At 35.9% G+C, this 13,703-nt stretch carries 16 protein-coding genes; 12 read left to right on the top strand and 4 right to left on the bottom strand.

From position 1 onward, the window contains the following. Window positions 1–135: 135 nt before the first annotated feature. The 3 genes from K5G00_RS28005 to K5G00_RS27995 form a co-directional block, all read right to left on the bottom strand. A complete protein-coding gene (locus K5G00_RS28005; RefSeq protein WP_394800887.1) occupies window positions 136–267 on the bottom strand; it encodes a transposase in 132 nt (43 codons plus the stop codon). 78 nt (window positions 268–345) lie between these two features. Then, window positions 346–1,482 (bottom strand): transposase, encoded by a 1,137-nt coding sequence (locus K5G00_RS28000; protein ID WP_238769800.1) that lies wholly within the window; start codon window positions 1,480–1,482, stop codon window positions 346–348. 5 nt (window positions 1,483–1,487) lie between these two features. Continuing rightward, entirely contained in the window at window positions 1,488–1,649 is a 162-nt protein-coding gene (locus K5G00_RS27995; protein ID WP_238769799.1) for a hypothetical protein, read from the bottom strand. A 115-nt stretch (window positions 1,650–1,764) separates the two neighbouring features. Between K5G00_RS27995 and K5G00_RS27990 the strand changes: the two genes are divergently transcribed. The 12 genes from K5G00_RS27990 to K5G00_RS27935 all read left to right on the top strand — a co-directional run bounded on the left by K5G00_RS27990 (window position 1,765) and on the right by K5G00_RS27935 (window position 13,119). Next, window positions 1,765–2,238 (top strand): SDR family NAD(P)-dependent oxidoreductase, encoded by a 474-nt coding sequence (locus tag K5G00_RS27990; protein WP_262921474.1) that lies wholly within the window; start codon window positions 1,765–1,767, stop codon window positions 2,236–2,238. A gap of 159 nt (window positions 2,239–2,397) precedes the next feature. After that, entirely contained in the window at window positions 2,398–2,739 is a 342-nt protein-coding gene (locus K5G00_RS27985) for a hypothetical protein (RefSeq protein WP_238769798.1), read from the top strand. 384 nt (window positions 2,740–3,123) lie between these two features. Next, the gene (locus K5G00_RS27980) at window positions 3,124–3,648 is read left to right on the top strand and encodes a GNAT family N-acetyltransferase (RefSeq protein ID WP_238769797.1); all 525 of its coding nucleotides are present in this window, start codon (window positions 3,124–3,126) and stop codon (window positions 3,646–3,648) included. A 494-nt stretch (window positions 3,649–4,142) separates the two neighbouring features. Next, on the top strand, window positions 4,143–5,003 hold the full coding sequence (locus tag K5G00_RS27975) for an AraC family transcriptional regulator (RefSeq protein ID WP_238769796.1): 861 nt from the start codon (window positions 4,143–4,145) through the stop codon (window positions 5,001–5,003). Between the two features lie 152 nt (window positions 5,004–5,155). Beyond that, a complete protein-coding gene (locus K5G00_RS27970; protein WP_238769795.1) occupies window positions 5,156–6,595 on the top strand; it encodes a sugar porter family MFS transporter in 1,440 nt (479 codons plus the stop codon). A 17-nt stretch (window positions 6,596–6,612) separates the two neighbouring features. Beyond that, complete coding sequence (locus tag K5G00_RS27965; protein ID WP_238769794.1) at window positions 6,613–7,503, top strand: PfkB family carbohydrate kinase; 891 nt, start codon at window positions 6,613–6,615, stop codon at window positions 7,501–7,503. A gap of 149 nt (window positions 7,504–7,652) precedes the next feature. Continuing rightward, complete coding sequence (locus tag K5G00_RS27960; protein WP_238769793.1) at window positions 7,653–9,422, top strand: arylsulfatase; 1,770 nt, start codon at window positions 7,653–7,655, stop codon at window positions 9,420–9,422. Window positions 9,423–9,438: 16 nt separating this feature from the next. Then, a complete protein-coding gene (locus tag K5G00_RS27955; protein ID WP_238769792.1) occupies window positions 9,439–10,929 on the top strand; it encodes a glycoside hydrolase family 32 protein in 1,491 nt (496 codons plus the stop codon). A 187-nt stretch (window positions 10,930–11,116) separates the two neighbouring features. Continuing rightward, window positions 11,117–11,698 (top strand): Crp/Fnr family transcriptional regulator, encoded by a 582-nt coding sequence (locus K5G00_RS27950; RefSeq protein ID WP_238769791.1) that lies wholly within the window; start codon window positions 11,117–11,119, stop codon window positions 11,696–11,698. 56 nt (window positions 11,699–11,754) lie between these two features. Then, window positions 11,755–12,093: a hypothetical protein gene (locus K5G00_RS27945; protein WP_238769790.1), complete on the top strand. Its 339-nt coding sequence runs from the start codon at window positions 11,755–11,757 to the stop codon at window positions 12,091–12,093. 10 nt (window positions 12,094–12,103) lie between these two features. Then, entirely contained in the window at window positions 12,104–12,685 is a 582-nt protein-coding gene (locus K5G00_RS27940) for an NAD(P)H-dependent oxidoreductase (RefSeq protein WP_238769789.1), read from the top strand. Between the two features lie 194 nt (window positions 12,686–12,879). Next, window positions 12,880–13,119 (top strand): hypothetical protein, encoded by a 240-nt coding sequence (locus tag K5G00_RS27935; RefSeq protein ID WP_238769788.1) that lies wholly within the window; start codon window positions 12,880–12,882, stop codon window positions 13,117–13,119. Between the two features lie 224 nt (window positions 13,120–13,343). Here the strand turns inward: K5G00_RS27935 and K5G00_RS27930 are convergent. Further along, a partial coding sequence (locus K5G00_RS27930) for a hypothetical protein (RefSeq protein WP_238769787.1) occupies window positions 13,344–13,703 on the bottom strand: 360 nt, incomplete at its 5' end.

The raw sequence follows: 13,703 nt of genomic DNA, 5'->3' as shown, positions 1-13,703 counted from the left end.
TTTTCATTACTGCATAAAGTTTAAAATTAAACAAAAAATACCGGGGGTTGCAACCCCCGGTATTCCTATTTACACAGTTTATGAGATAGTGCTAGAAAAAACGGTCAAAGTGGGTTCTTCTTCAATTTTGGGGAATCATCCTGACTGGGACAATAAGACCTTCCGGCGAAGCAGTTCAAAGCTTGCCCTCCCGTACATTTGTCGTTTAATGCTTTTAATTCTGTTAACATGGCCTTCAACGGGGCCATTGCTCCATTTCAGTTGTATTGCATTCTGAACTGCTTTAATATCACGTTTTAGTCCTCTGGCAAAAGTCTTTAATCCAAGTAGTTTGTCTTTGGATTCCTAGATTGATTTGATCCATTCCTGAATCTGCCCTTCTCCTGTCTTTAGCATTTTTTTGAACCGCTTAACGAGCCTGCGAACCCGTTTTAGTATGGGTATATTATCAAAAAGAACTTCCATATAACTTCTGTGGTCAATATCCTCAACATGATTGAGAGAATGCCCAACATATTTTGCAAGCTTTCTGGAGTTCAGTCGTTTGATATAGGGAATTGGTTGTTTTCGCTGCTCAACATAGTTTAATGTCGTAACTCCATTTGTTTCTTTAAGGAAAGAGAGATATTGGTAGGCCTGAGTGTTCCTGCCGGTATACCCCATTTTTCGAATATCATTTATGATTTCCATATTTGTATAACCATCTATTTTCATTTTAGAAAGGATGCAATTTGAGAATACCTCAATATTTGTCCGTTTGGGATGTGATTTTGGAACCAAGGTATCTTGCTTTTGAACGGGGACTGGTATTTCTGCAATCTCCTTTTTATTAACGGAATCCTGCCCGGAGACAGCCCCTGCATCGCGAAGCATCTCGCAGGTTTTAGCTTTAATGAGTTTATTTATCTTCGGAGATATGCTTTTAAAAAAAGTATTTAAGGCATCAGACAGGTTCATTAACAGATGGAATGGGTCTGCTACCTGAACTGTATTAGGGCTAATGGAATCTAATGCTGTTGAATATGAACTAGCCCTGTGCCTTGTGATTATTTTAATTCCCGGATGGTCTCTTAACCACGCCTTTAAATCCTCGCTATCTCGGGTAGGCAACATGTCAATTGGTTTTGATGTTTCCATATCCACTAAGATGGTTCTGTAGTTAACACCTTTTCGAAAAGCCCAATCATCAACTCCAACAATTTTTAGTGTATTTATATCTGGAAGTGGTTGCTGATGAGCAAGCCGCGTAAGAGTAGAGCGGCTAACTTTTATTTGCAGTTTTTCTGATAGTACATGTCCTGAACCGGTTGGCATATCAATTGCAATATCTGACAATAACCGTTTAACCCGCTCTGTTCTTCTGGCATAAGGAAGTATATTGTTATTTTGCTCAGTAAATACTTTCCTCTTGCACTTACCATTACGGCACTTAAATTTACGGACGGTAAGAACTATTCTGGAATGATGTTGAAATACAGGCAAATCTGTTAGTCTCCTTTCATAACGGTCATAGAATAGCTGTATTTCTTACATTCAGGGCATTTTGCCCGCTTCCCGGACAACGAGGCATAAATGTGTATTATTGGTGGCGCAAATTCAATATTTGAGACTATGATTTTTGGGATGTCAATAAGGTGTTTGATGTTCATATATAATTGATTTTCAACTATATAAAGACACAAAAACGACTTCCGAAAAACGATAAAAATAGAACTATTACTTACTGATTATCAATTAATTAACAGTGAGTTTGGTCGTAAAGTTTTGTTCCCCAAAATTGACGAAGGACCACCAAACCTTACGAACAAAATAGATTATGAAATTTCAGCCAATTTAACAGCACCCGTAAAATTGTCGCGGCTATTACTCCCTGTACTGATGAAAAGTAAAAACAATGCAATAGTTAACATAAGTAGCAGACTTTTTATAGCCCCCAAAAAATCGGCTTCGGTTTATTGCGAAACAAAATCCGCCATTCATAGTTTTACAAAAACGTTGCGCTATCAATTGGAAAACACAGGTACAAAAGTTTTTGAAATTATTCCTGCATTAGTTGAAACACCAATGACAGCAGGACGTGGAAAATCCAAAATTTCACCGGAACAACTCACCGATGAATTTATGCGGAACTTTAAAGCCGATAAATTCGAAAGTTACATCGGTAAAACCAAACTGTTGAAACTCCTCAACCGCCTGTCGCCAAAATTTACAGACAAAACGATGAAAAACGGAATTTAAAACAAAAACCAGAACTGTTTTGTATATATACAATAATGTGAGTCACTGCACTTAGCTTACGATTAACTGCAAAAAATATTTAAACAACATTAATAATGTAACAAAAATTTAAGGGGCTTATCAAGCTGAAAATTACATTCATTAAATATTAGAAAATAGATGAAATTGACATTTGTCGATAAAAAAATTCAATCAACTATAGCTGTATTCATTTTAGCTTTTATATGCATTCTGTGGGAATATTTTAATGGCGGAGTAGTCAGCCATTATCTGCTTGCCAGGGACGATTTGCCAGCCATCTCTAATTGGTGGGGACTATTGACTGTCCCATTATTATTCTGGCTCGCTATTTCCAGAATACACCGAAGACGCGAGAACGGAGTCAACCTGGAATCAAAATCTGAAAAATATGATACCAAAGTCCTGAAGCGATTTTTAGCACCCCTGGCATTCGGAATCTTAATTTCTTTATTATGGGAATTTAATTTTGATAGTTTTTAAAATTATTTAATACTCTTTCCAATTCTCGTTGCTTTTTTTAAACCTGTTCATTTGCCAGAATATTTAATGGGATTTGTACTTGGAATGTTATTCACATTCGGAGGGGTATTGCCAATTTTAATCGGGGTGATTTTATCTGTAGTATGCTTTCTTATTAACACCTTAATGAGAATTTTACGAAATTTAGTTTTATCGAAAACCAATGGAACAAAAGACAGGTGAAAACAGAAGCTAAAATACAGAGTTGCTAACGATAAAATTTGTTATTTTCGGCGAGGTCTGACTGATACGAAAACAAGTAGAATCTAAGAAATAGCAAAAATTATTATAAAAGATATAAGTAATGACAATATTGAGATTTGTAGAGAGCTATGCAATGAATTGATGGATTACCAGGCGAGTAAGCCTTATATTAGAACAGATGTTTTACAAGAAATGACATTTGATAACAGGCTAAAGCCAAGTTTTGAAAATGCCCAAATGAAAAAAGTGTTGGTCGCTTTCGATGATAAAAATCCTATTGGTTATGTATATGCGGAAGTAGCAGATGTAACAGAGGATTTAAAGTATTACGTTCCCGAATGGGCAAATAATATTTATAGACAAGGACAATATATATTTTATCTAGACGAACAAGACCTACCTGCCAGGTTGGGAACTTTTAATAATATCTATATTAAACCAGAATATCACGGTTTAAATATTGGTTATCAACTGAGTAATAAAGTGATGGAGTGGATGAAAAACATAGATGGAATAACAGGCATATATGTCTATGTTTCAAATGGAAACGAACAAGTTGTTGATTTTTATAAAAAATTTGGTTTCCAATCTAGCCATAACGTATTGGGTGGATTTATAACAGCATATTATCAGAAGATACAAAGATCTACACCGAAACATTTGTAAATAATATTATGAAGTAAATGGTTTCTATTATTTGATGTTAATCATATTTCAATTGATTATACCGCTTCACTGAGATCTGGTCACCCTACAATCGATAAGTCTTTTAACAGATTTAATATGAAAAATTAGAGTATTTTCCTCAAAAAAAAGAATATTGTAAATAACCATGGATTCTAGCGGTTACCTAAACTACGTCTTAGACATCTATTAGTTTAAACTTATCTTTCTTCGGACAATTGGATTGCATAAATAGGTCTAAAATAACTTAGCATCCTGATATCCATTCCAGCGAGTTTACTAAAACAATGAAAGTAAACAATTGGACAAATAGAAGAATTTAAAAATATGGTGACTTTGATTTTTGACCAAGCATCAGTAGATTAGCGATTACAATATCTATTTTTGCAGACAAGGGTAGCCGGAAAATCTACGATATCATTTAATTTGGTTGTAACAATAGGAAGGCCTTAATAATTCAATTCAAAATGGGCATCATGGAAAAAAGACATTATATATTAAACCAGTTCAAAGATGATGCTAGAGATGTATATCATCCCAACCGGGTTACCATCCATTCCAATCAGAACAGCAGCCATCAGGATCATTATTATCACGATCATGATTATGCCGAAATTTTTTGGATAGAACGAGGCCGTGGAACACATCTTATAAACAATACGAAAATACCACTTTGTAAAGGGAGTATAGTGATGATGAGACCAAGTGATGCTCATACTTTTTTTAGCGGGGATAGCATAGAGGGAATTACGATAACTAATATCGCGTTCCCGGTTTCTACCTTGCAAAGTTTTAAGGAAAGATACTTTAACAGTACTTTTACCTATTTTTGGATAGATACTGAATTACCTTTTATGGTAAACCTGCCTTATAATTTGTTGGTCAAAATATCACTAATGGGAGACCGTCTTTTTAAATGTGAGAGAGGTACTTTGCAACTGGATTTATTTTTATTGTACGTTTTTAATTTACTTGACGAAAAAAACAAAATCCTTCGAAATATCTCCATTCCCAAATGGCTCGATTATGCTTTAAAGGCATATACAACGCCAGAGCTTTTCAGAGAGGGTAGTGCAGGATTTGTAAAACTGACGAACTGCACTCCCGACCATGTTAACAGAACATTGAAGAAGCATTTTGGACAGACATTATCATTCACGACCAACAAAGCCAAAATGGAATATGCTGCCATTCAGCTGACAATAACTGACGCTTCTATAAAATTTATATGTAAAGATTGTGGGTTCGACAGTTTAAGTCACTTCTACAAGCTGTTCTCCGAATATTACAAAGTATCTCCTTCAAAATATCGTAAATTGAACAATACTGTTATTTAAAACATGAAATTTAGATTTGTGTTTTGCAACAATAACAGATATTAAATGACGCACAGCATTATTTAATTACTCAATAGTAATTTTTTCTTATAAAAACTGCACATCCACCAAATATCGATATTCAGTAAAAAAAATACAAAATACAGGAATTTTTGACGCTATTAATTCTGGTGAATTCCCATTATAATTGCAGTAATCTTTTATTTATTAGATCCATACATATGAAGAAGAAGTTCGTTATTTTTGTTGCTTTGGTTGCATCACTAGGGGGATTTTTATTTGGATTTGACACAGCAGTAATTTCAGGTGCAGAAAAATCTATTCAGAAACTGTTTGTATTATCAGATTGGTGGCATGGGTTTACGGTTGCCGCGGCTTTGATAGGAACAATTATAGGTGCATTGTCGGCAGGTAAACCGGCAGATAGATTTGGCAGAAAAAAAGTTCTGATTATTACAGGCGTTTTATATGCCGTAGGCGCATTAGGCTCAGCTCTTACCAGTAACTGGTATGTTTTTATGATATTCCGTTTTTTAGGTGGGCTTGGCGTAGGGGCTTCATCAGTAGCAGCGCCAATGTATATCGCAGAATCCTCCCCATCAAATATGAGAGGACGGCTTGTTGCCTTTTTCCAACTTAATGTTGTTACAGGCATACTGGTTGCATTCCTGTCAAACTATTTATTAAGCGGAATTGGGGAAAACGCTTGGAGGTGGATGCTCGGAATCCAAGCTCTACCTGCGACTTTGTTTGTTTCTCTTGTCCTATTTATTCCCAATAGTCCCCGTTGGTTAATCAAAATCAATCAAATAAAAAAAGCCGAAGATGTCTTCAGAAAACTTGGTGTCGAAAATCCACAGGAGGAGGTAAAACAGGTGAACAGTTCCATATTATTAGAAAAAAAACTTGGTAACGAAATCTTATTGAAAAAAGTTTACACCTTTCCTATTCTATGTGCTTTCCTTATTGCATTTTTTAATCAGGCATCTGGCATTAATGCTATTATGTATTATTCACCAAGAATATTTGAAATGACAGGTATTTCAAAAGATTCGGCTTTATTACAATCTGTTGCCATTGGGCTTACAAACCTCATATTTACTGTATTGGCTATTTTTATCATTGATAAGTTTGGAAGAAGGTTACTTATGTTGATAGGTTCAGTGGGGTTGATTACTTTCCTTACGCTGATTGCAATTACCTTTTATACCCAAAATTTTAACGGATATTCCATCATGTTTTATCTTATAGGATATATTGCTTTTTTTGCCTTTTCCCAAGGTGCCGTTATTTGGGTATTTATATCGGAAATATTTCCAACAAAAGTCAGGGCTAAAGGACAAACATTAGGCAGTTTTACACATTGGCTTTTTGCCGCATTGATTTCGTGGCTATTTCCAATGGTCGCCGAGAAAGGAAATACGGTTGAAGTTCTTGTTGATGGAAGAACAACTACATTTAATGCGGGAAGCGGCCATCCATTCCTGTTTTTTGCGATCATGATGTTTTTACAGTTGATTTTGGTATGGAAGTATATGCCAGAAACAAAAGGAAAATCCCTCGAAGAGTTAGAGCGTATGGTAACAAAATAATTCTTGAGAAATAGACAATGAAAAAAGAAAGCGAAGTCCTCTGTATTGGTGAAATGCTTTGGGATAATATGCCAAATGGAAGTATTCCGGGAGGTGAGCCGATGAATGTTGCCATTAATCTTAGCAATCTGGTAGTATGTGCGTATTTAATAAGTCGCGTCGGCGCAGACAACGCAGGGGAACTCCTTCTTGACTTTTTAAAAGAGAAAAAATTATCTAAAGATTACGTACAAACCGATCAGGATTTACCTACAAGGCAGGTTTTGGTTCATCTTGATCAAGACAATGAGCCTCATTACGAAATTTGTCATCCTGTGGTCTGGAACTCCATTATGGCTAACGAACATTCATTAAACATTCCCAATCAGGCCGATTTAGTTGTTGTTGGTTCGCTGGCGTCAAAAAGCATGCTGTCTCAGCAGTCTATCCTAAAGTTTCTCCAAAGCGGAAAAACAAGAATAATGGATGTGAACCTAAAACCTCCCTATTGCAATAGGGAAATAATTGAACCCATGTTGAAATATATTGATATTGTTAAAATGAGCGCCGACAAATTGCGTCAAATATTATCGTGGGATTCTATTCCGGAAGTGATGGGTATTAAATCAATGATATTACTATTTGAAATCAGATACGATATCCATACAATCTGCATAACCAAGGGCAAAGACGGAGCTGTTCTTTACGAAAATGGCAGATTTATCCAACATCCGGGATTTAACATTGAAGAGATAGAGCCTGCTGGGGCTGGCGATGCATTTCTCAGCGGCTTCATATTTGGTATTTTGCACCGTTATAATCCAGAAGAAAAAATAACTTTTGCTTGTGCGGCTGGAGCATATGTTGCATCCCAAAAAGGGGCAACCCCCGAATTTAGCTATAGCGATATTTTAGCAATCATGAATTAAAAAATATGCATAGAAAATACAACTCCTTGGTTATGATAAACAATCGGTTTTTACAAAATTTTATAGTGTATTATTCCAAGAACCAAAGCTAATTAACTGAAAAATAAATATTTTACATAAATGCAATTAAATAATTAAAAACTAATCTAATGGAAAAACAAATCGTAAGATTAAGTTTCATATTTTTAGTCCTTATCACTTTTCTAAGTTGTGATAGAGGAAAAGACAATCAATCAGGAAAACCAAATGTTATTCTTGTTGTGATTGACGACCAGGGTTATGGCGATTTGGGAGCTCATGGCAATCCTTATATCGCAACACCAAACATCGATCAATTGTATTCGGAAAGCATTCGGTTTACCGACTTTCATGTCTGCCCTATGTGTACACCAACGAGAGGGGCTTTATTAACAGGTAAAGATCCATTCCGAAACGGAGCTGTGTTTGTTACGCAAGGAAAATCCGAGATTCACCGTTCCATACCAACCATGGCCAATGTTTTTGCCGAAAATGGTTATTCAACGGGGCACTTTGGGAAATGGCACCTTGGTGATAACTACCCCTATCGCCCGCAGGATCGTGGTTTTCAGGAAACAATTCATCACGGAGCCTGGGGAATTACTTCTATGGTCGATTATTGGTCGAATGATTATTACGATGACACATACAATCACAATGGCGAATATGAAACATATAAAGGTTATTGTACAGATGTTTGGTTCGACGAAGCAATAAAATGGATTAAAAAACAAAAGGAAAGCAGCAAACCTTTTTTTGCATATCTACCCACAAACGTACCACATGTGCCATTAATTGTAGACCAAGAGTTTACGGACCTTTACAAGGATGATGTTCCTTTAAATGTTGCCGCATTTTATGGAATGATAACACAATGCGATAACAACATTGAAAAGTTGGAGAAATTTCTGGCTGAAAATAACCTTAAAGAAAACACCATATTCATTTTTATGACCGACAACGGAACAGATCAGGGACAAGATGTATATAACGCAGGTATGAGAGGTAAAAAAACGAGTTATTACGACGGAGGTCACCGTGTTCCTTTTTATATCCGATGGCCCGCTAAGGGAATTGGCGGGGGTAAAAACATTAATGAACTTACCAATGTTACTGACATATTCCCAACCTTAATCCAGCTTTGTGGACTGGATAAACCTGAAACGTTATCGTTTGATGGAACGGATTTGAGTGAATTGATTTTAAAAGGTAAAGGCAAACTTCCAGACAGGAAAATAGTAGTTTCCTATAGGGAATTGAATCCTGATAATTCCGCTGTACTCTGGAATAAATGGAGGTTAGTAAACAACAAAGAACTTTATAATATAGAAAACGATATTGGACAAAAAGAAAACGTAGCCGACCAGTTTCCTGATATATTTAACGAAATGAAAGATTATTATCAAAAATGGTATGAAGAAATGCTGCCTTTGCAGGATCAAAAAGATTACGTTTTGGTCGGTACCGAAAATGAGAAGGAAACGTTTTTATCTTCCGCAAACTGGATAGGCGATTATTGCGATAGCTACACCAATATTCTACCTAATCCGGCCAAATTTGGATATTGGGATATTGAGGTTGTGTCTTCGGGAACATACGAAATAGCCTTGTATCGTTGGGACAAAGAATCCGGATTTACCCTTGATGGTGAATTTATCATGGACAACAACGATGTAATGCACGATGGGCCATTAGTAGTACCGGCGTTACCGGTTAAGGCCGCTCAATTACTTATCAATGACAAACAGTTTTCGAAGCAGGCTGAAGTAGAAGCAACCCATGTTACTTTCGAAGTCGAATTAAACGCAGGTGAAAAGTGTAAACTGGCAACCAAATTATTAGACGATAAAGGCAACGAGTTGTGTGGGGCATATTTTACCTACTTAAAAAAAATAGATTAATCTTAACTTTAAAATTATGAGACTGTTTTCAATTATTATCCTTTTTGCTGTTCTATCAGCTTGTAATCATCAGGTTGTAGAAAACCGGTTCAACGAAAAACACCGACCTCAATTTCATTTCAGTCCGCCATCACAATGGACAAATGACCCAAACGGGATGGTCTATCTTGATGGGGAATACCATTTGTTCTATCAGCATTACCCGGACAGCAATGTTTGGGGTCCCATGCATTGGGGACACGCGATAAGCACAGACCTTATTCATTGGGAACATTTACCCATAGCCATATATCCCGATAGTTTAGGCTGGATTTTTTCAGGAAGTGCGGTTATCGACCATAACAATACATCAGGTTTGGGCAGTGAAAAAAATCCACCTATGGTGGCCATTTATACATACCATAATCATGTGATGCATGACGCAGGACAGAACGGTTTCCAATATCAAGGCATTGCCTACAGCCTTGATAAAGGCAGGACATGGGCGAAATATGAAAAGAATCCGGTTTTGCCAAACCCTGGCCTTTGGGATTTTCGCGATCCAAAAGTAGTTTGGCACGAAGCCTCTCAACGTTGGATTATGGCATTGGCCATAACAGATCATGTTGGCATCTATTCATCAAAAGACTTGCTGTCGTGGGAATATGAAAGTGATTTTGGTGAGGGAGCGGGTTCTCATAATGGTGTGTGGGAATGCCCCGACCTTTTCCCTTTGACTGATGATGAAGGAAACGAAATATGGGGATTATTGGTAAGCGTAAATGCAGGTGGCCCGAATGGTGGTTCTGCTACACAATATTTTTTGGGAGAATTTGATGGGGAGACATATACCTCGTTTGACACACTTACACGATGGATTGACTACGGCTGCGATAATTATGCAGGCGTAACATATAGCGATATTCCTGCAGAAGATGGAAGGCGAATCTTTATAGGCTGGATGAGCAATTGGGATTATGCCAATCAGGTCCCAACCGAGGTATGGAGAAATGCAATGACCCTTCCTAGAACCTTGACGCTAACGAAGAACGAAAACGGTTATATTTTCCATAATAAGCCGGTTGATGAATTAAAAAAATCGGAAGCTTATGCTCAATCCATTGAGGCAGAAGAAGCAATTGAACTCAACGATTCATTATACCATATCCAGCTTGAAATCGAGTTAGAAGAAGAAGGGTTTTTATTGGAACTTTCCAATGCATCAAACGAAAATGTGACATTCGAACTGAACGATACACTTTTTCTGTTCGATCGTACAAATTCCGGAATAACTGATTTCAGCGAAAAATTTGACAAACTTCATACTGCGCCTTATTCAAAAAATTCAGAAAACGTGAAAATGGATATTTATGTGGATCTATCTTCCATTGAAGTATTTATTAATGACGGTGAATTGGTTTTAACCGATTTAGTATTCCCAACAACTCCATACCAAAAAGTATCGATTATTAAAGGCCAAAAGCACCTAAAAAAGGGTGATGTCTATTCTATTCAAACGATTTGGTAAAACGAATTAATTAGGTTAGAAATTTAAAATTTAATACAATCTAATTTGGTTGATGATAGTGTTTTTACACAGAAAAACCTTGGAAGAAATGCTAATTAAAGCTTTCTTACCTCTGCTAAATCAATTGCTAAATTAAATTTTCAAGACTATTACTTTTTATATTTTTAGATTAGTCAAAATTTGAAAAATGGATTTCAGGAAAATCATAAAGAATACTGAAGAAATATATTCTCCACTATCTGTTGAATGTCGGCAAGAATTTATTGCTTATTTAAAAGTTAGCACATTTAAGCAAGGAGAGCTTGTGGTTCAGGAAGGACAATTTTCTAAAAAAGCATATTTAATTGTAAAAGGTTGTTCAAGAGCATATTACTTAAAAGACGGCAAAGATATTTCAGATTGGTTTACTTTCGAGAATCAGTTTATGGCTCCAATTTTCAGCTTCTTTAGCGAAAAACCAAGTCCTCATTATGTCGAATTTGTTGAAGATTCAACAGTACTTGAGTTTTCAAAAGATATAATGGATAAACTCACTAGTAAACACCATGATTTTGAACGTTTTATTAGTAAAGTGGTAACCGAAACGATGCTAGGCCTCTGTGAAAGGTTATATACTATTCAATTTAATAAAGCAGAAGAAAGGTATAAACACCTGTTAAGTATATATCCTGACATAACAAGCCGAATTCCCCTCACCCATATTGCTTCCTATTTGGGAATTACATTGGAAACATTAAGTAGGATAAGAAACCCTAAAAACCGAATTTGATCTATATCAAATGATGATTCTTTCATTAAAATGACCTTTGCAAAAAGAGTAAAAAAATGGAAGAAAATAACAAACAATTAGAATCAATTTGGGGAAAATGGTGGCAACCAATTAGAAAATGGTTTTATCCCACTTGGCTTATTTACGAAATATCATATCGTTTTTATGCTTACTCAATATCTACAAGTCAATATATTGAAAATCACCAAGAAAATATCGCTTCATACATTGGAGAAATTAGCACTCAAACTTTAGCTATTTCCAGTAGCTTTATCACTTTTGGTATCTGCACAGCTTTTTTAACAGTACCTGCTTCTTTTATTCTATATCAATTCTTCAAAGAAGATAATTTAACGGGAACTGGCTTTGAAGAAAAAATAAAGAGATTGTTCTGATTTTCAAAAAATGACAAAAAAAATATTAATTATAAACGGACATCCGGATAAAGGGAGTTTCAATTTTGCACTTTCTGAAGCTTATAAAAAGGGAGTAGGAAAATCAAGTGCTGAAATAAAGGAAATTAATATCAGAGAGTTAAACTTCAACCCTAATCTTCAGTTCGGATACAGAAAACGAACAGAACTTGAACCGGATTTGTTAGACGCTCAGGAAAAATTAAAATGGGCTAATCATTTAGTTTTGGTTTATCCGGTATGGTGGTGTTCTGTTCCTGCAATTACGAAGGGATTTTTAGACCGGGTTTTACTTCCCGGGTTTGCTTTTAAAAGAAGAGAAAATTCGTTGTTTAGCGACAAGTATCTTACTGAAAAAACTGCCAGAATAATTTGTACTTTAGACCAGCCTGCATGGTATTACAAATGGATTTATGGAAACCCTAGTCATAATGCCATAAAAAAAGGTACATTGCATTATATTGGCATAAAAAAAGTACGAATTACAACTATAGGCCCAATGAGATTATCGAAACAAAAATACAGAATAAAATGGTTGAAGAAAGTTAATAAATTGGGACAAATGAACAAATAAAAAAGGCTACAACACTATTCTTAGCAAAAGCAAGCTTTTAAGTTAAAAAACAGGTGTAAAGGTTGTTAAATTCACATATGGATTTTGGCGTTTTTCAACTGTAAATGCTCTGTGTACAAGTTTGTTTGGACAAGTAAAAAGAGTTGTGGAGTAATATGTAAAGACGAACTTTGTATTTTAAGCGTAAAAATCCGATGAGGGGAACAGATATGAATCGAATCTCTTATCAGTATTTCAAAGGTGCCGACCTTATGGAAATTGAAGGAGTAAATGATGCAACAATAATGGCAGGTATCAGCGAGATAGGACTGACAAGTATCAGGGAATTTAAAAGAAGGACTCTTGCTAATTCCGTTAAAAGAAACAATTATAAAAAAGGACGACCAACTGCCATTATTGTAAAAACATACTTGAAACAAATTGCGAGAGGGTGAAAAACAGCTATTTTGCGCACTAAATTGCGTCTTAAGCAGCGATTTGCAGTCGAGTTGTTTTGTGCTATAGACTGTTATTATAAAATGCTAACCAAAACACCAATTGCCCGTCATAAAAACAAGAAGAGAAAAAAGATACTTCATCTATTTCACTCTGCTTTTCTTATCGAAAATTACTCTTTCCCATGACATGAACCTTCTTAAATTCAGACGCGATGTCTTATTTAGAATTTTTTTTGTTTTCCTTTTCTTTTCCGGCGTAATTTTTGATTTGACATTGATTCTTTAGTATTTTCACCCCGGATCAGCCTTGTCAAATCCCAGATAAGTGAAGGTCTTAGTTTATTATTTTCCCCTTTGAGGAGATACTTTTTTTGCTCCTTTTCTTGCTGCGGTCGCTCTTTCTCAGCCAGATAAAATTTCCGTTTCTCCTTAAAATTCGACAAGCGGATGGGATACCGAATAGGGTTCCCTTCCCCATCAGCTACCACCACAACATGCCCCCTTCCGGATTTTCTGATTTCAACATGAAACAATTTCAGGGCATGGTTATACATCTCTTTGGAAGTAATTTCATTTACCTG

Origin of the sequence: Maribellus maritimus (assembly GCF_022267315.1) — a bacterium.
In the GTDB taxonomy this organism is placed as follows: domain Bacteria; phylum Bacteroidota; class Bacteroidia; order Bacteroidales; family Prolixibacteraceae; genus Draconibacterium; species Draconibacterium maritimum.
Note: the sequence above shows the minus strand (reverse complement) of the source record. Positions and strands in the feature narration are given on the sequence as shown.

What these genes read in the sequence shown, in the direction of transcription:
- K5G00_RS27965 (WP_238769794.1), top strand. Translation starts at nt 6,613, where the DNA reads ATGAAAAAAGAAAGCGAAGTCCTCTGTATTGGTGAAATGCTTTGGGAT.
- K5G00_RS27995 (WP_238769799.1), bottom strand. Translation starts at nt 1,649, where the DNA reads ATGAACATCAAACACCTTATTGACATCCCAAAAATCATAGTCTCAAAT.
- K5G00_RS27955 (WP_238769792.1), top strand. Translation starts at nt 9,439, where the DNA reads ATGAGACTGTTTTCAATTATTATCCTTTTTGCTGTTCTATCAGCTTGT.
- K5G00_RS27960 (WP_238769793.1), top strand. Translation starts at nt 7,653, where the DNA reads ATGGAAAAACAAATCGTAAGATTAAGTTTCATATTTTTAGTCCTTATC.
- K5G00_RS27950 (WP_238769791.1), top strand. Translation starts at nt 11,117, where the DNA reads ATGGATTTCAGGAAAATCATAAAGAATACTGAAGAAATATATTCTCCA.
- K5G00_RS27940 (WP_238769789.1), top strand. Translation starts at nt 12,104, where the DNA reads ATGACAAAAAAAATATTAATTATAAACGGACATCCGGATAAAGGGAGT.
- K5G00_RS27985 (WP_238769798.1), top strand. Translation starts at nt 2,398, where the DNA reads ATGAAATTGACATTTGTCGATAAAAAAATTCAATCAACTATAGCTGTA.
- K5G00_RS27980 (WP_238769797.1), top strand. Translation starts at nt 3,124, where the DNA reads ATGGATTACCAGGCGAGTAAGCCTTATATTAGAACAGATGTTTTACAA.
- K5G00_RS27935 (WP_238769788.1), top strand. Translation starts at nt 12,880, where the DNA reads ATGAGGGGAACAGATATGAATCGAATCTCTTATCAGTATTTCAAAGGT.
- K5G00_RS27945 (WP_238769790.1), top strand. Translation starts at nt 11,755, where the DNA reads ATGGAAGAAAATAACAAACAATTAGAATCAATTTGGGGAAAATGGTGG.
- K5G00_RS27975 (WP_238769796.1), top strand. Translation starts at nt 4,143, where the DNA reads ATGGAAAAAAGACATTATATATTAAACCAGTTCAAAGATGATGCTAGA.